This is a genomic window from Halobiforma nitratireducens JCM 10879 (genome assembly GCF_000337895.1).
GTDB lineage: Archaea > Halobacteriota > Halobacteria > Halobacteriales > Natrialbaceae > Natronobacterium > Natronobacterium nitratireducens.
In genome coordinates, this window is the sequence record NZ_AOMA01000124.1 from 1 (window position 1) to 16,340 (window position 16,340).

A 16,340-nucleotide genomic window follows, 5' to 3' on the forward strand; every position below is an offset into this window, starting at 1 on the left:
TGTATGGCAGCCTCCTGCATCCGGGAGTTCGGGTCCGAAACGCACCGCGAGGAGTGGCTCCCCGAGATGGCCGAGGGCCGTCCCGTCGGCGCGTTCGCGCTCTCGGAGCCCGAAGCCGGCTCGAACCCTGCGGAGATGAGTACCGAAGCGCGACTCGACGAGGACGCCGGCGAGTACGTCATCAACGGCAAGAAACAGTGGATTACCAACGGCAAACGCGCCGGCGTCGTAATCTTGTTTGCCAAGACCAACCGCGACGACCCCGATACAGTCACGCAGTTTTTGATCCCGAAAGACGCCGACGGGCTCGAGGTCGGCAAGAAAGAGGACAAACTCGGCCTCCGAGCGAGCGATACGACGACCCTGCTTTTCGACGACGTTCGGATTCCGGAAGAGAACCGGCTAACTGAGGTCGGCCGAGGACTGAAGGCAGCGTTCTCGATCCTTACCGTGGGCCGGATCGCCATCGCGAGCCAGGCAGTCGGGCTGGCACAGGCGGCACTGGACGACGCCGTCGCCTACGCCGACGAGCGCGAGCAGTTCGGACAGCCGATCGCCGACCACCAGACGATCGCACACAAGCTTGCGGACATGCAGACGCAGGTCCAGGCGTCGCGGCTGCTGGCTCGCGACGCTGCCCGCAAGAACGAGGACAGCGTCGACCCGATGGCCGCGAGCATGGCGAAGTACTTCGCGAGCGAGGCCGCCGTCGACGTGGCCAACGAGGCCGTCCAGATCCACGGCGGTTACGGCTATACAACCGACTTCGACGTCGAACGCTACTACCGCGACGCCAAGATCACGACGATCTACGAAGGTACGAGCGAGATTCAAAAGGAGATCATCGCTCGTCACGTCCGGGAGAACGGCGGGAGTCGCTAGACGCGGAGGAATCGGACCGGACGGTCGACGCGCGGTCGCTCTCGGGGCGGATTCCCGCGAAACCACACAAGACTTTAGAAACTCGCCGTACACGTTTCTACCAATGTTCGATCAAGACGAGCTCGAGGGAATCCGCGAGGAACGGGAACGCTGGGAAGCGGAGACCCGCGATCCCGTCCTCGATGCCCACGGGGAACGCCAGGATCGGTTCGCGACCGTCTCGAACCACGAGGTAGACCGGCTCTACACGCCGGAAGACATCGCGGACCTGGACTTCGAGGACGATCTTGGGTTCCCCGGGGAGCCGCCGTACACGCGGGGGCCGTATCCGACGATGTACCGCGGCCGGACGTGGACGATGCGACAGTTCGCCGGGTTCGGTACCGCCGAGGAAACAAACGAGCGGTTCCACTATCTCATCGATCAGGGCCAGACCGGTCTCTCGACGGCGTTCGACATGCCGTCGCTGATGGGCCTCGACTCCGATCACCCGATGAGCGAGGGGGAAGTCGGCAAGGAGGGCGTCGCCGTCGACACCTTGCGAGACATGGAAATTCTGTTCGATGGGATCGACATCGGCGAGGTCTCGACGTCCTTTACTATCAATCCGTCCGCGCCGGTCATCTACGCGATGTACATCGCGCTGGCAGACCAGCAGGGCGTCCCCCGCGAGCAGGTCCGTGGCACTCTCCAGAACGACATGCTCAAGGAGTTCATCGCACAGAAAGAGTGGGTGATCCCCCCACGACCCTCGCTGAATATCGTCACCGACACGGTCGAGTTCGCCGTCGAGGAGACGCCGAATTTCCACCCGATCTCCATCTCCGGCTACCACATCCGTGAGGCAGGGTCCACGGCCGCACAGGAGGCCGCCTTTACCCTCGCGGACGGCTTCGCCTACGTCGAGGACTGTCTCGACCGCGGGCTCGACGTCGACGAGTTCGCGCCGTTGCTTTCGTTTTTCTTCAACTCTCACAACTCCATCTTCGAGGAGATCGCGAAGTTCCGTGCCTCCCGTCGGATCTACGCCCGCGTGATGGAAGACTGGTACGGGGCCGAGGAAGACGAGTCCAAGCGGCTGAAGTTCCACACCCAGACCGCCGGCCAGTCGCTCACCGCCCAGCAGCCGCTCAACAACATCGTCCGCGTGACGATCCAGGCGCTCGCTGGCGTCCTCGGCGGAACCCAGTCACTGCATACGAACAGCTTCGACGAGGCACTCGCGCTCCCCTCGGAAAAGGCCGTCCGCGTCGCCTTGCGTACCCAGCAGATCATCGCCGAGGAGTCCGGTGCGGCCGACATCGTCGACCCGATGGGCGGCAGCTTCGCCATCGAGAAGCTCACTAACGAGATGGAAGCCGAGATCATGGCCTACATCGAGGAGATCAAGGAGAAAGGCGACGGCTCCGTCCGCGACGGCGTCCTCGACGGCATCGACCAGGGCTACTTCCAGCGGGAGATACAGGAGTCCAGCTACGAGTACCAACAGCGAGTCGAACGCGGCGAGGAGGTCGTCGTCGGCGTCAACGAATACACGATCGAAGAGGACACGTCACCGGAAATCCTCCACATCGACGAGACCACCCGCGACCGCCAACTCGAGCGACTCGAGGCGGTCAAGGAGGAACGCGACGACGAGGCAGTCGATGCGACGCTCGAGGCCCTCTCGGACGCGATCGAGGCGGACGAGAACGTCATGCCGTACGTCGTCGACGCCGTCAAGGCCTACGCGACGATGGGCGAGATCATGCAGGTCTTCGAGGACCATCACGGAGCGTATCAGGAAGAACTGAGCCCCGTCTGAGTGAGCGTTTCCCCCCGAATCGTCTGTCGTTCGCGGTGCTCGATCCCGTCGGTGCCGGACTCGAGATCGGTTCGGCTTGCCGTCACTGCCGAGCGACCGTTCGTCGTCAACGAACAGTCCGGGGAGCGATTTTGGCGTTGTTCGGATTAGCTGGTTCCAGCAGTATGCGTACTCTGGTGTTGTGTTTCGGTGGTCGCCGGATCGACGTTTCTGGAGCAGTTTCCAAACTGGTAGGTATGTCGTTTTACTCTCTGGAAAGACGTTCAATGTAGTTGCTATTTCTGTGTGGTTCGTGTCGAGTGTAGCCGTGAGCCACGATGCTGAACCGACGAGAAATCGCCGTCTTCGGTATCGCATCTCCCAGTGGGTTCCGTCAAAAACACCTCAGGAAGTGCAGTTGTCCGGATTGGATACAGCCTGGAGAAAGCCGTTGGTTGCAGGATCAAAGCGGTATACAGCCAATACTGCTGGCCAGTGAGTTGGACCAGTCTCGTCGACCACGACGTGATTCGGTTCGATACCAAAAGTATTCAAAATAGTATCAGTATTCGGAAGTGGTAGTTTGGAAGCCAAACTGGAGACTCAACTGCAGCAACCCACGTAATGTCTGCTCACGCTTCACGGAGTCTACTGAATCTCGATGCGATATTCACTGAATCGATCGGATTCTGACCTGCTGATCAGCAACTCCACCGTTTCACTGCTTCAAACCCCAATCTGAACAGCGCCGACGTCGAACCGACGACGAGAATTAAACGTATTCTGTCATAAAAGCCGGATTTAAACTGGTCTGCCGTTAGCCCGCGCCGGCACCGAGTGGGCTGTGCGACCCCTTCGTAACGACCTCTTCGGTGAGGAAGATCAGAGTGAAGACGGCAGCGCCGGTGATTTGGACCGTCTGCCCGGGATAGACCATGACGAAGGCACCGAGCCAGAACAACCCGAACCGTATCGGAACTCTGTACTGACGTCCGAGCTCGAAGGGGTAATTAAGCCCGCAGATGATGGTGAACGCATCCATTATAGTACCAGGTGCAAATCGTTACAGTTGGTACTATAGCAGGCAATCTCTCCCGACCGTGGTTACTGCCGTCGGCACCGATGCCTGCAGAAACGCGACCCTATATATGATCGGGGTCGGTACACGTGGTTATGGAGTTTCCCGATCGGAGTGCGGTCCAAGACCTCATCGGGCCCCAGCCCGCTCCGACGTTCGCGCGTGTCGAGTACGATCCGCCGACCGAGACGCTCGCCGGGCCGCTGGCCGAAACCCGAGACGAATTGGCCGATCTCCCGTTCGAGTCGCTGCCCGAGGGCGCGACGGTCGCCGTCGGGGTTGGGAGCCGCGGCATCCACATGATCGACGAGATCACGGCCGAAGCGGTCGATTTCCTCGAAGACCGCGGTTTCGACCCGATCCTCGTCCCCGCGATGGGGAGCCACGGCGGTGCGACGCCAGAGGGGCAACTCGAGATACTCGAAACGCTCGGGATCACCGAGGAACGGATGGGCGCGCCGATCGAGGCCACGATGGCCGTCGAACGGGTGGGCGAGGTCGAGGTCGGCGAGACCGAGACGCCAGTGTACTTCTCCGCGGCGGCACTAGAGGCCGACGCCGTGCTGGTTATCAACCGCGTCAAACCACACACGAATTTTTCGGGACGGCTCGAGAGCGGTCTCTGCAAGATGCTCACCGTCGGACTCGGCAAACAGCGGGGCGCACAGGCGTTTCACTCGACGGCGCTGACGGAAGGGTACGTCCCGACGATCGAGTCGCTGCTCGAGGTCGTCCGCGAGTCGACGCCACTTCTGGGCGGACTTGCCCTCGTCGAGAACGGTCACGAGGAGATCGGTCACCTCGAGGCGGTCCCCGCCGACGAACTCGAGCAGCGGGAGCCACCGTTGCTCGACCGGGCCTACGATGAAATGGCGACACTGCCGACCGACGAACTCGACCTCTTGATCGTCGACGAGATCGGCAAAGAAATATCAGGTGCCGGAATGGACACGAACGTCATCGGCCGCTACCGCGTCGTCAACGCGCCGGACCCGGAAACGCCCGAGGTGACGCTGATCTACGTCCGTGGGCTCACGAACGAGACGAAAGGCAACGGCAACGGGATCGGACTGGCCGATATCACCCGACAGGCGGCAGTCGACGACCTCGACTTGCAGAAAGTGTACGCCAACGCCCTGACCAGCGGCTCGCTCGCCAAGGCGAAACTCCCGCCGGTCGCGCCCGACGACGAACTCGCCTTGCGGGTCGCGCTGAACGGACTCGGGGGCTACGATCCCGAAACCGTCCGGATTGCCTGGATAGAGAACACCGATCAACTCGAGGAGTTTCGTATCTCGGAGGCGCTGGTCGGGGAACTCGACGACGCCGTCACCGTCCTCGAGCGCGAGGAACTGGTGTACGAGGACGGGACGGCCCAGTTCGTGCCGATTTCGGACGCGACGTAGCCGCCATTACTCGACGATGTGGTCGTCCGCACGTTCGGGCGACGAGTAGGTCACGTTCAACTCGAGTTCGTTCGCCGCGGCGAGCATCATGTCGGGAACCTCTTGCTCGAATCGATCACCGGTCAGCCGGTGCGAAGGGCCGGCGACGGTGAGAGCTCCGAGAATCTCGTCATTGCACATGACGGGCACAGCAATGCCATTGATACCGTCGACGTGCTCCTTGCGGTTGAACGCCACGCCGCGCTCGCGGACGCCCTCGAGTTCGTCGTAGAACTCGTCTCGATCGGTGATCGTGTGATCGGTCAGCACGGGAAGCCCCCACTTGTCGAGGATACGGTCGACTCGTTCCCGAGACGAGTGCGCGAGGATCGCCTTACCAGCCGACGAGCTGTGCAGGTGAATCTGGCGGCCGACACCGAAACCGGCCCGGACGGCGCGGCTACCGGTCTCGACGTGGACGTAGATACCGAGCCCGTGGTCCTCGACGACGAACTGGGCTCGCTCCCCGGTCTCCTCGGCCAGCTGCTGAACGTGAGATCGAGTCATCTCGTCGGCCGGGTCACGGGTCCTGGCGGCCCGCCCGAGTCGCGTAAATCGAAGCCCAAGCTGGTATTGTTCGCCGTCTCGAGAGGCGTACCTGAGGTCCCGGAGCGTCTGTAGATGGCGGTGAGTAGTGCTCTCGGCCATATCGAGTCGCTCCGCGATATCCGAGAGTCGGGCAGGTCCGATCTCTTGGAGCGTGTGTACGACCTCGAAACTCGTTTTCGTCGCTCGGATCGTTTCGTTGGTTCGCTCCCCCATACCACCCTTATTAATGACATCCTCACTTATCAGTTCTAAATATCGAAAAGACTCTTGGCAGTTGTATTGGAGCTTGAAATCGTCTTTACGTCCGGTAGCGTCGACACCGGTGGTAAGAGAGCCAGTACGATTCGATTTTACTACGGGAGCATCGACTATATGGATTCTACTTTGTGGAACAATTCGAACTTGATCGTCCGAAAGTCTCGATCGATCGACCAATAGGTTACAGGCGTACCTTTGTAATTTAATCCATCCAGAATCGACGACCCATTGCAGTAGGTTACGTAGATGTGTCGTCGTGTCGTATCTCAGCACCTGTTGTTCGGATATCGTGGCTTCTTCCGCTCGGCGGAAACTATTACGACAACGGCAAGACGCTTCCGAGAGGCATAGCCTTACCGCTACGACAACCTTTTTCGTTCTTTCCTCTGGGGATACGAACGATATGGACCTCCAGATCGATGGCAACACGGCACTGGTAACGGCTTCCTCGAGCGGGCTCGGCAAGGCGTCGGCGACAGCACTCGCTCGAGAGGGCGCGAACGTCGTCATCAACGGACGGGACGCCGACCGACTCGAGGAGACGCGGGCGGAACTCGCGGCCGTCGGCTCCGGGGAAGTCCTCGCCCAGCAGGGCGACCTCACCGAGAAAGACGACATCGAGGCGCTGATCGAGGCGACCGTCGACGAGTTCGGCGGTATCGATCACCTCGTGACCAGTGCCGGCGGCCCGCCGTCCGGTCCGTTCCTCGAGACTGACGACGAGGACTGGTACGAGGCCTACGACCTGCTCGTGATGAGCGTCGTTCGGCTGGCCCGCGAAGCCGAGCCGTCCCTCAAAGAGAGCGACCACGGTACGATCGTCAACATCACCTCCCGAAGCGTCAAGGAAGCCATCGACTCGCTCGTGCTCTCGAACTCCGTCCGTATGAGCGTCATCGGCCTCGAGAAGACCCTCTCCAAGGAGTTTGCACCGGACGTTCGCACGAACGCTGTCCTGCCAGGACCCCACGAGACCGAGCGTATCGAGACCCTCGTGAACCAGGCCATCGAACGCGGCGAGTACGATTCCTACGAGGAGGGACTGTCTGACTGGGCGAACAACCCGCTCGAGCGTGTCGGCGACCCGATGGAGCTGGGCAACACCGTTGCTTTCCTCTCGTCGCCGCGGTCGGGCTACATCAACGGTGAGAGCATCCTGATCGACGGCGGGTCCACGGGGGCGAACCTATGAAGCCGGTCGAGTTCGACGACGCCGAGACCTACGAGCCCGACGAGGGCTGGCAGCGTCGCGCGCTGGCCGGCAGCGACCGGTTCAGTTTCGAGTGGTTCGAGAAGCCGCCGGGCCACAGCTCGCCGATGCACCACCACGAAAACGAGCAGGTCTGTCTCTGCCTCGAAGGCAAACTGACCGTCACCACCGAGGACGGCGGTTCGGTCACCCTCGAGCAGTACGACTCGGTGTTCCTCGAGGCCGACGAACCACACAAAGTCGAGAACACCGGCGACGAGCGTGCGGTCGGGCTCGATGTCTTCGCACCCGGCCGCTCGTTCGACTTCTGGACTGACCGGGAGGACTGACGTGCAGTACCTCGCTCGAACCACCGACGGCCGGCCGCTGCTCGGCGACGAGGAGGGGTTCGTGCCGCTGTCGGCACGTAGCTGCGGTCGCAACCGGATCGGGATACAAGGACCGGTACGATGTCGACGCTGACGTCGACTCGCATACCCGCACGATCGGCCCCTCGACTGTCTCGTTCGACGACTGTGAACGACCCAGCAGAAGATATCTTAGAACTGACTGGTATCGAGGCGTTCAGGCCGTTGTCTCACTCCTAGAAAACATGTACTCGGAATTGATATTGGGATAAATATTAGTACACAGTTAAAACTCCTTCGACGGATTGGCCCGTCAAGTCGTCCCTGAACAACTATTTCGATACTGCTGTCGGTAAAGATATTGTATCTTCCATCCGATCCTTCTATACTAATAACAGAAGTCAGATAGTTCCCTCGAGTTCAGGCGACCAATTTAGAGTTTGAATCCTGTCTCTAAAAATTATATATATGTCATATGTGTATTAGATGAATCACTGAGGTAACGTGAATCACGGGTCCGGTCCAGGTCGTCCGCGCTGCCGACCGAATGCCGATCCCCTACGAATTCCGGGCCAGCGACGAAGTGCCGGGGCGAGCAACGCCCACTCGAGACCGGCGGCGACGCCGTTTCCGTGACAATGACTGCAATTGGCTACCACGCGTCCCACGAACAGTTCTCACCGTCCGAACTGCTCGAGTTCGTCGAACTCGCCGAGGAGAACGGGTTCGATCACGCGCTCGCGTCGGATCACTTCCACCCCTGGAGCGAACGGCAGGGCGAGTCGGGGTTCGTCTGGTCGTGGCTCGGGTCGGCGATGGAGCGGACGTCGATGACCTTCGGTACCGTCAACGCGCCGGGCTATCGCTACCACCCCGCGATCATCGCCCAGGCCGCTGCGACGCTCCGGGAGAGCTACCCCGAACGGTTCTGGCTCTCGATCGGCAGCGGTCAGTTGCTCAACGAGGGGATCACGGGCACCGACTGGCCCGTCAAGGACGAGCGCAACGCCCGTCTCGAGGAGTCTGCCGGGATCATGCGACGGCTCTGGAGCGGCAAAGAGGTTACCCACCACGGCCGGATCAGCGTCGAGCGTGCACAGCTCTACTCCCGGCCGGAGACGTCGCCGCCGCTGATCGGCGCGGCGCTGTCGGAGGAGACTGCCCGCTGGCTCGGACAGTGCGAGTGGACCGACGGCATGATTACCATCGCGACACCGGCCCGGGAGGCACTCGAGAATCGCGTTGGGGCGTTCCGGGACGGATCACCGGAGGGAGAGGTGTATCTCAAGGTACAGCTCTCGTACGCCGAAGACGAGGAAGCCGCACTCGAGGGCGCGTACGACCAGTGGCGGACGAACTGCGTTCCGGGGCCGGTCACCCAGGAGCTTCGGACCCCCGCGGAGTACGACGAACTCGGCGACGAGATCAGTCGGGAACAGGTCGCCGAGAACGTCCGAGTCTCCGCCGATCTCGACGAGCACCGCGAGTGGCTCGCGGCGGACCGCTCGATGGGGGCCGACCGGCTCCTGTTGCACAACGTCAACCGAGGACAACGGCAGTTCATCGAGGCGTTCGGCGAGGATGTCCTTCCGGCGCTCTCGCTCGAATGACGGCAGGCTGTCGGCGATCGTCGACGACGGCCGAGACTTATTACCCTGACCGTGGTCCCTCTCCGCATGGTCGATAGCAGAACCTATGCGTTCGAGGAGTCGCGACCCGACGTTCACGAGGACGCGTCGGTGAGTCGCGAGGCGGTCGTCGTCGGCGACGTCACGGTCGAGGCCGACGCGAGCGTCTGGCCTGGCGTCGTCCTCCGGGGTGACATCGCACCCGTCAGGCTTGGCCGGGAGGCACACGTCGGCGACAACGCGACCTTGCACGCGAGCGTCCTCGGCGATCGGGTAATGGTCGGCCACGGCGCGGTGCTCAACGAGGCCGTCGCCGAGGAGGGTGTGTTGATCGGGTTCAACGCCACGGTCAACACCGACGCGACGATCGGCGCTGGCAGCATCGTCGCCGCCGGCACCGTCGTTCCCGACGGCTACGAGGTCCCCCCGGAGTCGTTCGTCCGCGGGGTGCCCGCCGAGACGACACCACTCGAGGAGACCGGAATCGATCCCGAGGCCGTCTTCGAGGAGTATTCCTCGGGCGAGTACACGAACCTGGCCAAGCGACACGACGAGCTCTTCGACGACGAAAGCGGGAGAGGTGACACCAGCGGCCGGGAAACTGGTGGTCGGCACGATTGACGCCCTGTCCCGGTACGTCGGTGGCCCCGACCCGTCGGTTATCGTGTCTGTTCGGCAGTCGCTCGAATCTCGAAAATTTCCTCGTATAGCGTCTCAGCGAGCCGATCGACGTTTTCCTCGGCTTCGCCGGCGTCCATGGTGTCGCCGACGCCTTGCCACTCGACCGAGAGTCGCGCCATCGGGACGACTGGAACGCCGCCGACGGTCACGTCGCCGTCGGGGGTGTGGACGACCCACTCCGTCCGCATTCCGTCGCTGGTCCGGGAGACCCCGTCGATCGTCCCGCCCGCGTCGCTCCATCGTTCGACGAGCTCGGCCGTGACTCGGCGGAGTTTGCGCTCGCCTAACCAGTGGACGGCGAGTCCACCAGCAGTCAACAGCAGGAAGGCGACGCCGGCCATCGCGAACCCGCCGTGGGGAACGTTCACCGAGGCGGCGAGCGCTGCGGTCGCGAGGACGAGCGCGACGACGCGGGCGTCGAACGCGGTCGGCACCGTCCCGCTCCAGTCGCCAGTTCGATCGGAGGACCCCTCGAATTGCATCTCGCCGGCACTCGCGGTGCCGAACGGATAGCGGTTGGCCTGCCCGATTGCGCGCTTTATTTGATGACGTCCCCACTCGATAGGAGGCGGGAAGGCGTTCCGGTTGGAGTTCGTGCTCTCGAGGAGAGAAACGCTGCGGAGACGCGTAGAGCCCCAATACTGGGGCCGGTTTTAATATCACGCTGGCCGAACAGTTCCGTATGTACCGCGTACTGTTGCCCGTCGACACGAGCGAGGACCGCGCTCTCGCGCAAGCCGAGTACGTCGCGTCGTTGCCGAACGCGGCCGACGAGATCGAAGCCTACCTGCTGTTCGTCTTCGACGAGGGGACCGGCGAGGTCCCCGAGGAGTTCGACGGTGCCAAATCGGTCGACCGGATCGGATCGATCCGAACGGCCCGGGACCGCCTCGAGGAGGCCGGCGTCGAGACGGTCCTCTTCGAGGACAGCGGCGACGCTGCCTCGGACATTCTGAATCTGGCCGACTCCAACGACGTAGACGAGATCGTCCTCGGCGGACGGAAGCGCTCGCCGGTCGGGAAGGCGCTGTTCGGCAGCGTCACTCAGTCGGTCGTGCTCAACACGGACCGCCCGGTCGTCGTCACCGGGAGCGGGACGGAGTAGCGTGGTCGTCGCCGCCAGTCCGAACTCGAGAGACGATAGTAGCCACTGCATGTCAGTGGGCACCTGCTCGCCAGACTGATCGGCGATCAGTGTGCAAATCGTTGCAGTTGGGACGATAGACGGTTAAAGCGTACACAGGTAAAGTCCGTCGCACTTCGGGCGCTGGTTCGAACGAGGCGACCAGTATGACACGACGTCGACGCAGACGGGACGCCGGCGACGTCCGGTGGGGCTGGACCTGTCCGTGCTGTAACGGGGAAACGACAGTTACGCGAGATTCATCTTCGGGCACGTTCCGCTGGGAGTGTGACCGCGAAGACTGTGACACGCTCGGCTTCGGCTTTCGGTCGCGGCGGCGGGCACGGATCGCGATTCGAGAGTCTGCCGACGAGTATCGGGATCGCAATCGCGATCGGCGTAATTGACTACAGGCAACCGTAGAGTCGTCCCCCGTTACCCGACGAGCGGCCGCTCCCCGACCGATCCGACTTCGCCGACCGGAGCAGACGGCCCGGTGGAACCGTTGCCTGCGGTCGATTCCTCGATGACGTATCGTTGCCCCAGCATCGGGTCCAGCAGTTCGTCGACCCCGCCGCGGTCGTCGCGCAACACCGGCGCATCGCTCGTGTCCGGATCGGAGAGTCGGTTCTCCACCGCGTCCTCGAGTTCGACGCCGAGGTCCCGCTGAGCGTTTCGCTCGGCCAACTCGGCGGTCGAAACGTTCGTCCCATCGTTTGGCGCGACCAACTGGACGTTCTGGACCGCACTCGAGTCCGACGTTCGGAACCCGTACACCTCGGGGAACACCTCCTCCATGGTCCGCTGTTGGGCGTAGTAAAACTCCGATCCCGGACCACCGGGTGAGGCGATCACGTTCGCGTGGAGGACGCCGTTCTCGGCGAGCCGATCCGAGACGAGTTCCATGAACTCGACGGTCGTCAGGTGAAACGGGACCTGATCTTTCTTGTACGCGTCCAGGACGATCACGTCGTAGGTCTCGTCGGTCGACTCGAGGAACTGCCGACCGTCCGCGACGTGGGCCTCGAGGTCCACGTCGTCGCTTCGATCGAGACCGAAGTACTCCTCGGCGGCGTCGGTCACTTCGGGGTCGATCTCGACCACGTCGACGTGGGCGTCGTAGCGCTGTTCGAAGTCCTGTGGGCCGGTGTAGCCACCGCCGCCGACGAACAGTACTCGATCGATGTCGTCGGGGTCGTCGGTCACCAGCATCGGCAGGTGGAAGTACCGCGTGTAGGTGTAGACGTGTCGGTTGGGCTCGCTCAGGTCTGTCGCGCTGTGTCGCGCGCCGTCGAGGTACATCGTGCGAACGTCCCCGTTGTCGACGATCTCGAGTTGCTGGTGTGGCGTCTGGGTCTCGTAGACGATGTCGCCACGGTAGTCCAGTCCGATCGATCCACCGCCGGCCGCGGCGACGAGCAGGAGGACGGCGGCCCCGCTCGCGAGAAGCGCTCCTCGAGACGGTCGCGGGAGCCGAAGTGTGACTGCGGTTCCGACCAGGGCCACGCCGAAGAGGACGCCGATCTGGTCTACCGTCAGTGCCGGGATCAACACGAACGTCGTCGCCGCCGAGCCGACGATACTCCCGATGGTCCCGAGGGCGTAGACGTGGCCCGAGGCCTCTCCGGTACCGACTTTCGCCGAGAGTTCGGCAGCGTACGGGCTGATGAACCCGAGCAGATAGGTCGGTGGGCCAAAGAGCAGGATCACTGCGGGGAGGGAGGCATACCGCGGCGGCAACGCGAGCGCCGAGGTATACGTGAGCAGGAGGTCACTCGCGTAGACGACGATCGCGACGTAGACCGCCGTCCCGAGCATGATCCAGGACATCTCGCGGTTCGTCGCCGTCGACGCACGCTTGCCTCCCTGCCAGTAGCCGAGACTCAGCGCGATCAGGAAGACCGTCAGGATGCCGCCGACGGTGTAGATGTGGCTCCCGAACTGGGGGGCGACGATCCGCACCGCCAGGATTTCCAGGCCCATGCTCGTGACCCCGGAGACGAACACCGCCAGCTCGGGTTTGCTCGGTCGATACGACCCGATGCGTCCGTCCATCAGCCGGTGTGATGGGGTCCGGCGGTGAGTACCTGTCGCCTCGACGCCATCGATTCGCTCGCGCCAGTGTGGAGCGTGTCTCGACTGTACGCCATTTCCGGTCCATCCGACTGGAGCGGTTCCACCGGCACATCGGTACAGCGATCCGCGTCAGGGTCTGGTGACGACGTGGGTCAAGACGAACACCCCGACGGCGACGATCGCGACGTTCGGAAGCGTCATCGCCGCCGCACCGACGAGGTCGGCACCCCAGACGAGCAGCCAGGCGAACGCCGCCGACAGGACCGCGTTGATGGCGACGAGGACGCGCGGATCGCCGTGTGAGGACTCGAGTCCCTCCCGGAACCCCTTCCGGTTTCGATCTCCCTCGTCGGAGCCAGCCATGCGCCGATACGGGACCGGGGATCACTTATGGGTTCGGGGCCGGCCTCGGGTGCTCCGGGACTGGCGTACCGTCCTCCGTGGGGTCGTCGGGACCGAGATTTATATTCGGGGACACGAACGTGGCGGTATGCGGGAGGTGTCGGCGTCTCGGACGATCGACGCGACCGAACGTGAACTTCGGCGCTGGCTCGAGCCGGCGACGATCGTCGAAGCCGAAGGAAGCTTCGACGTCGTTGCCGTCGAGGACGGCGAACGGAGTGGCGACGTGAGGGCGGACCGAGTTTCGGCTTCGGACCTGGACCCGGGTGAGACCATCGTCATCGCCAGCGGCCCCGGTATGCGACTGCCGCTGCGCTTCGAGCAGCGCGAGGGAACGATCTACTACACCCAGGAGGGCGAGCGTGGCCCGTTCGACCACATGGAGACGTGGATCGACCTCGAGCCGGAATCGGGCGGTACGCGGACGGAGTTGACGATTCGCTCGGCGGTTTCGCTGTCCGCACCGCTTCCGTTCGGCGACCGGATCGCCGCCTGGAAGCGCAACAGTGAGCTCGAACGGACACTGGAGGCGGCGGTCGACGAGTTCGCCTGACGGTCAGGTCCGTGGCTCCCGAAGCGTCGCTTCCTCGCCTTCGGTGGTCGGAAACGGGTGCTGGTCCGAGTCTACGTTTAGGCTCCGGTCCGTGTCGTCGCTCCCGGTGTCGGCCGCTTGCTCCCACCTCTCGTCGGCGATCAGACACGACTCGAGTTCGTCCTGGAGCCGCCGCTCGTCGTACTCGGAGCCGATGAGGACGAACTCCGTCCGCCGGTCGCCGTAGTCGTCGTGCCACTCGAGGTAGGGTCGATTCGAGCGGTACAACGCTCGATCCACGTCGGGGAGCGTGGCAATCCACGGACCTCGGGCGGTCGCACGGACGGAGGGACCTGCCTGCGAGACGTCGATCTGGAGGTCGCTGCCGGCGAGCCAGACGGTTCCTTTCGAGCGAACGATGCCGTCGGGTAGGTCCCGGAGAAACGACGCGAACCGTTCGGGATGGAAGGGGCGACGTCGGCGGAAGACGAAGGAGTCGATGCCGTAGACGTCGTCGGGATGGCGGTGGTCGTCGTGGTGATCGTGTCCGTGGTCCTCGAGCACCCGCTGCCAGCCCGCCGACTCGTCGAATCGGTCCGGATCGAACAGACCCACGCCGAGGAGCCGATCGGGATCGACCGCGGAGAACTCCGTCCGGATCGTCTCCGCGGTCGGACACAGGGCCTCGACGAGCGCCTCGGCCTCCTCGAGTTCCGCGTCCTCGCAGAGATCGGCCTTGTTGAGCAACACCACGTTCGCGAATTCGACCTGCTCGATCCAGAGGTCGGAGAGCGGTCGACTGGCTTCCCGGTCCTCGCCGCCGCGTCGTTCCGGCGTTCCATCGCCGGCGAAGGTGTCTCTGAACCGCCGCGTATCGAGGACGGTCACGAGTGCGTCGATTTCGTACAGCCCAGCCACGCGCGAACGAGTCGTAAACAGCCGTGCGACGGGTGCGGGCTCGGAGATGCCGGAGGACTCGACGACCAGGTGGTCGAACTCCCGGTCGCGAGCCAGTCGAACGACCGCCGTCTCGAGGTCGTCTTGAAGCTCACAGCAGAGACAGCCGTTCGAGAGTTCGGCCACGTCGCCCGCAGGGTCCAGGTCCGACCCCTCGGCGACGAGCTCCGCGTCCACGTTGACCGCGCCCATATCGTTGACCAGTACCGCCAGGTCGCGGCCGCCGGCGTTCGAAAGCAAGTGATTGAGCAGCGTCGTCTTGCCGGCACCGAGCCCGCCGGAGAGGACGGTGACGGGGATCGTGCTCGTCGGTGACATACCGAACGGCTTGGCGCTCGAGAGGGAAGAAGCGTTGCCTATCGGTCGGTCCCGGTTTCGGAACCCCCAGGGAGTGTTAGATCAGCTAGCTGTGTCCGTCCTCCCGGCGCTTTCCTCGCCGGAATCGGTCGCTCCGTCGTCCGTCGAGAACGGGAGCAGTCGTGTCGTGGCCGCGGTTTCCTCGAGTGCGGCTTCGTTTCGAACGACGAGTCCGCCGAACCCGACGAACAGGACGAGATCGACGTAGCTCGCGGCGAACTGGCCGACGAAGTTGTCGGTCAGCGCGAGGTTCTGAGCGGAGACGAGCCCGAGCAGGAGCAGCCCGGCCCAGGCGAGGAGGATCAGGTACTCGAGTTTTCGGTAGAGCAATCCGCGTCGTTCACTCACGGTCGCGGCAGTCCGTGCGAGCGGGCCGACGAGCAGGTAGACGAGTCCCACGAACGACAGGACCATGGTCAGGGAAATGACCGTCCCGGCCGTCCCGCCGAAGACCCAGCCCCCGAACGTAGCCCACAGCGTGCCCATGCTACAGACGAAGACGGCGGCGGTTCGTTTCGGTCCGGCGTCCGCGACCGCGCCGAGGACGTAGCTAATCCCCGCCCAGGCGACCGTGTAGCCGAGAAACCGGACGACGGACTCGTCGTTTCCGGTCGTCTCGACGGTCCAGAGCCCCCGCGACATGAGCAGGTACGTCACAGTCATGGCACCGCAGGCGAGGACGGCCGCGTACCCGTACCGCCGGCTTGCCCGCCCGAGCCGCCGCGTCGCCAGCAGCAAGCCGACGGCGGCCGGCCCCAGCGCGGCGCTGGTCAGCAGGTAGATCGTCGTATCCTCGATCATGGCTTCGGCGTCCCCTCGCTCGAATCGCCTTTCTCCACTCGCGGCGCGTTCGGCTTCGACTCGCCCTCGAGTGACGCGACCCGGGTGGAGTGCTGGTGGGCACCCGTCCGTTCCGGGTTCGCTGTGCCGAGTCGTCCCCGCGTCGTGTGGGGAATATCCATGTTATGAATTCTCAATCCACCCGATAAAACTGTTATTGCCGCGTTCCGGTCCCGACGCGACATCTTTTTG

17 protein-coding genes are annotated in these 16,340 nt (G+C 63.4%); 9 read left to right on the plus strand and 8 right to left on the minus strand.

Annotated features, from left to right (window positions below; translation table 11 throughout):
* Both C446_RS11995 and C446_RS12000 read left to right on the plus strand, forming a co-directional pair.
* Positions 1-882, plus strand: an 882-nt coding sequence (locus tag C446_RS11995) for an acyl-CoA dehydrogenase family protein (protein WP_006673374.1), incomplete at its 5' end; no start/stop codon positions are given.
* 103 nt (positions 883-985) lie between these two features.
* Positions 986-2,686: an acyl-CoA mutase large subunit family protein gene (locus C446_RS12000; protein ID WP_006673375.1), complete on the plus strand. Its 1,701-nt coding sequence runs from the start codon at positions 986-988 to the stop codon at positions 2,684-2,686.
* 796 nt (positions 2,687-3,482) lie between these two features.
* Here the strand turns inward: C446_RS12000 and C446_RS12005 are convergent.
* A complete protein-coding gene (locus C446_RS12005) occupies positions 3,483-3,707 on the minus strand; it encodes a hypothetical protein (RefSeq protein WP_006673376.1) in 225 nt (74 codons plus the stop codon).
* A 131-nt stretch (positions 3,708-3,838) separates the two neighbouring features.
* Here C446_RS12005 and C446_RS12010 point away from each other — a divergent pair, with 131 nt between their 5' ends.
* Entirely contained in the window at positions 3,839-5,149 is a 1,311-nt protein-coding gene (locus tag C446_RS12010; protein WP_006673377.1) for a nickel pincer cofactor-dependent isomerase, group 22, read from the plus strand.
* Positions 5,150-5,155: 6 nt separating this feature from the next.
* Here C446_RS12010 and C446_RS12015 read toward each other — a convergent pair whose 3' ends face one another.
* Complete coding sequence (locus C446_RS12015; protein WP_006673378.1) at positions 5,156-5,950, minus strand: IclR family transcriptional regulator; 795 nt, start codon at positions 5,948-5,950, stop codon at positions 5,156-5,158.
* 448 nt (positions 5,951-6,398) lie between these two features.
* Here C446_RS12015 and C446_RS12020 point away from each other — a divergent pair, with 448 nt between their 5' ends.
* The 4 genes from C446_RS12020 (at position 6,399) to C446_RS12035 (ending at position 9,801) form a co-directional block, all read left to right on the plus strand.
* Entirely contained in the window at positions 6,399-7,187 is a 789-nt protein-coding gene (locus C446_RS12020) for an SDR family oxidoreductase (protein ID WP_006673379.1), read from the plus strand.
* On the plus strand, positions 7,184-7,534 hold the full coding sequence (locus C446_RS12025) for a cupin domain-containing protein (RefSeq protein WP_006673380.1): 351 nt from the start codon (positions 7,184-7,186) through the stop codon (positions 7,532-7,534). Before C446_RS12020 ends, C446_RS12025 begins: the two co-directional genes overlap by 4 nt.
* A 656-nt stretch (positions 7,535-8,190) precedes the next feature.
* A complete protein-coding gene (locus C446_RS12030) occupies positions 8,191-9,162 on the plus strand; it encodes a TIGR03885 family FMN-dependent LLM class oxidoreductase (protein ID WP_006673381.1) in 972 nt (323 codons plus the stop codon).
* A gap of 66 nt (positions 9,163-9,228) precedes the next feature.
* Entirely contained in the window at positions 9,229-9,801 is a 573-nt protein-coding gene (locus tag C446_RS12035; protein ID WP_006673382.1) for a gamma carbonic anhydrase family protein, read from the plus strand.
* Between the two features lie 38 nt (positions 9,802-9,839).
* Here C446_RS12035 and C446_RS12040 read toward each other — a convergent pair whose 3' ends face one another.
* Positions 9,840-10,343: a hypothetical protein gene (locus C446_RS12040; protein ID WP_006673383.1), complete on the minus strand. Its 504-nt coding sequence runs from the start codon at positions 10,341-10,343 to the stop codon at positions 9,840-9,842.
* 200 nt (positions 10,344-10,543) lie between these two features.
* Between C446_RS12040 and C446_RS12045 the strand changes: the two genes are divergently transcribed.
* The gene (locus C446_RS12045; protein WP_006673384.1) at positions 10,544-10,966 is read left to right on the plus strand and encodes a universal stress protein; all 423 of its coding nucleotides are present in this window, start codon (positions 10,544-10,546) and stop codon (positions 10,964-10,966) included.
* A 453-nt stretch (positions 10,967-11,419) separates the two neighbouring features.
* On the opposite strand, the gene C446_RS12050 is transcribed toward C446_RS12045, so the two are convergent.
* Together C446_RS12050 and C446_RS12055 are read right to left on the minus strand one after the other, a co-directional pair.
* Positions 11,420-13,039 (minus strand): spermidine synthase, encoded by a 1,620-nt coding sequence (locus C446_RS12050; RefSeq protein ID WP_006673385.1) that lies wholly within the window; start codon positions 13,037-13,039, stop codon positions 11,420-11,422.
* 150 nt (positions 13,040-13,189) lie between these two features.
* The gene (locus tag C446_RS12055; protein WP_006673386.1) at positions 13,190-13,423 is read right to left on the minus strand and encodes a hypothetical protein; all 234 of its coding nucleotides are present in this window, start codon (positions 13,421-13,423) and stop codon (positions 13,190-13,192) included.
* 127 nt (positions 13,424-13,550) lie between these two features.
* Between C446_RS12055 and C446_RS12060 the strand changes: the two genes are divergently transcribed.
* Entirely contained in the window at positions 13,551-14,015 is a 465-nt protein-coding gene (locus C446_RS12060; protein WP_049920199.1) for a hypothetical protein, read from the plus strand.
* A gap of 3 nt (positions 14,016-14,018) precedes the next feature.
* On the opposite strand, the gene C446_RS12065 is transcribed toward C446_RS12060, so the two are convergent.
* From C446_RS12065 to C446_RS19100, 3 genes are all read right to left on the minus strand, one after another.
* Positions 14,019-15,269 (minus strand): CobW family GTP-binding protein, encoded by a 1,251-nt coding sequence (locus tag C446_RS12065; RefSeq protein ID WP_006673388.1) that lies wholly within the window; start codon positions 15,267-15,269, stop codon positions 14,019-14,021.
* Between the two features lie 81 nt (positions 15,270-15,350).
* Entirely contained in the window at positions 15,351-16,109 is a 759-nt protein-coding gene (locus C446_RS12070) for a bacteriorhodopsin (RefSeq protein ID WP_006673389.1), read from the minus strand.
* A complete protein-coding gene (locus tag C446_RS19100) occupies positions 16,106-16,270 on the minus strand; it encodes a hypothetical protein (RefSeq protein ID WP_160162971.1) in 165 nt (54 codons plus the stop codon). Before C446_RS19100 ends, C446_RS12070 begins: the two co-directional genes overlap by 4 nt.
* Positions 16,271-16,340: the final 70 nt, after the last annotated feature.

Coding starts and splice junctions, on each gene's coding strand:
- C446_RS12000 (WP_006673375.1), top strand. CDS start 986: ATGTTCGATCAAGACGAGCTCGAGGGAATCCGCGAGGAACGGGAACGC.
- C446_RS12005 (WP_006673376.1), bottom strand. CDS start 3,707: ATGGATGCGTTCACCATCATCTGCGGGCTTAATTACCCCTTCGAGCTC.
- C446_RS12010 (WP_006673377.1), top strand. CDS start 3,839: ATGGAGTTTCCCGATCGGAGTGCGGTCCAAGACCTCATCGGGCCCCAG.
- C446_RS12015 (WP_006673378.1), bottom strand. CDS start 5,950: ATGGGGGAGCGAACCAACGAAACGATCCGAGCGACGAAAACGAGTTTC.
- C446_RS12020 (WP_006673379.1), top strand. CDS start 6,399: ATGGACCTCCAGATCGATGGCAACACGGCACTGGTAACGGCTTCCTCG.
- C446_RS12025 (WP_006673380.1), top strand. CDS start 7,184: ATGAAGCCGGTCGAGTTCGACGACGCCGAGACCTACGAGCCCGACGAG.
- C446_RS12030 (WP_006673381.1), top strand. CDS start 8,191: ATGACTGCAATTGGCTACCACGCGTCCCACGAACAGTTCTCACCGTCC.
- C446_RS12035 (WP_006673382.1), top strand. CDS start 9,229: ATGGTCGATAGCAGAACCTATGCGTTCGAGGAGTCGCGACCCGACGTT.
- C446_RS12040 (WP_006673383.1), bottom strand. CDS start 10,343: ATGCAATTCGAGGGGTCCTCCGATCGAACTGGCGACTGGAGCGGGACG.
- C446_RS12045 (WP_006673384.1), top strand. CDS start 10,544: ATGTACCGCGTACTGTTGCCCGTCGACACGAGCGAGGACCGCGCTCTC.
- C446_RS12050 (WP_006673385.1), bottom strand. CDS start 13,039: ATGGACGGACGCATCGGGTCGTATCGACCGAGCAAACCCGAGCTGGCG.
- C446_RS12055 (WP_006673386.1), bottom strand. CDS start 13,423: ATGGCTGGCTCCGACGAGGGAGATCGAAACCGGAAGGGGTTCCGGGAG.
- C446_RS12060 (WP_049920199.1), top strand. CDS start 13,551: ATGCGGGAGGTGTCGGCGTCTCGGACGATCGACGCGACCGAACGTGAA.
- C446_RS12065 (WP_006673388.1), bottom strand. CDS start 15,269: ATGTCACCGACGAGCACGATCCCCGTCACCGTCCTCTCCGGCGGGCTC.
- C446_RS12070 (WP_006673389.1), bottom strand. CDS start 16,109: ATGATCGAGGATACGACGATCTACCTGCTGACCAGCGCCGCGCTGGGG.
- C446_RS19100 (WP_160162971.1), bottom strand. CDS start 16,270: ATGGATATTCCCCACACGACGCGGGGACGACTCGGCACAGCGAACCCG.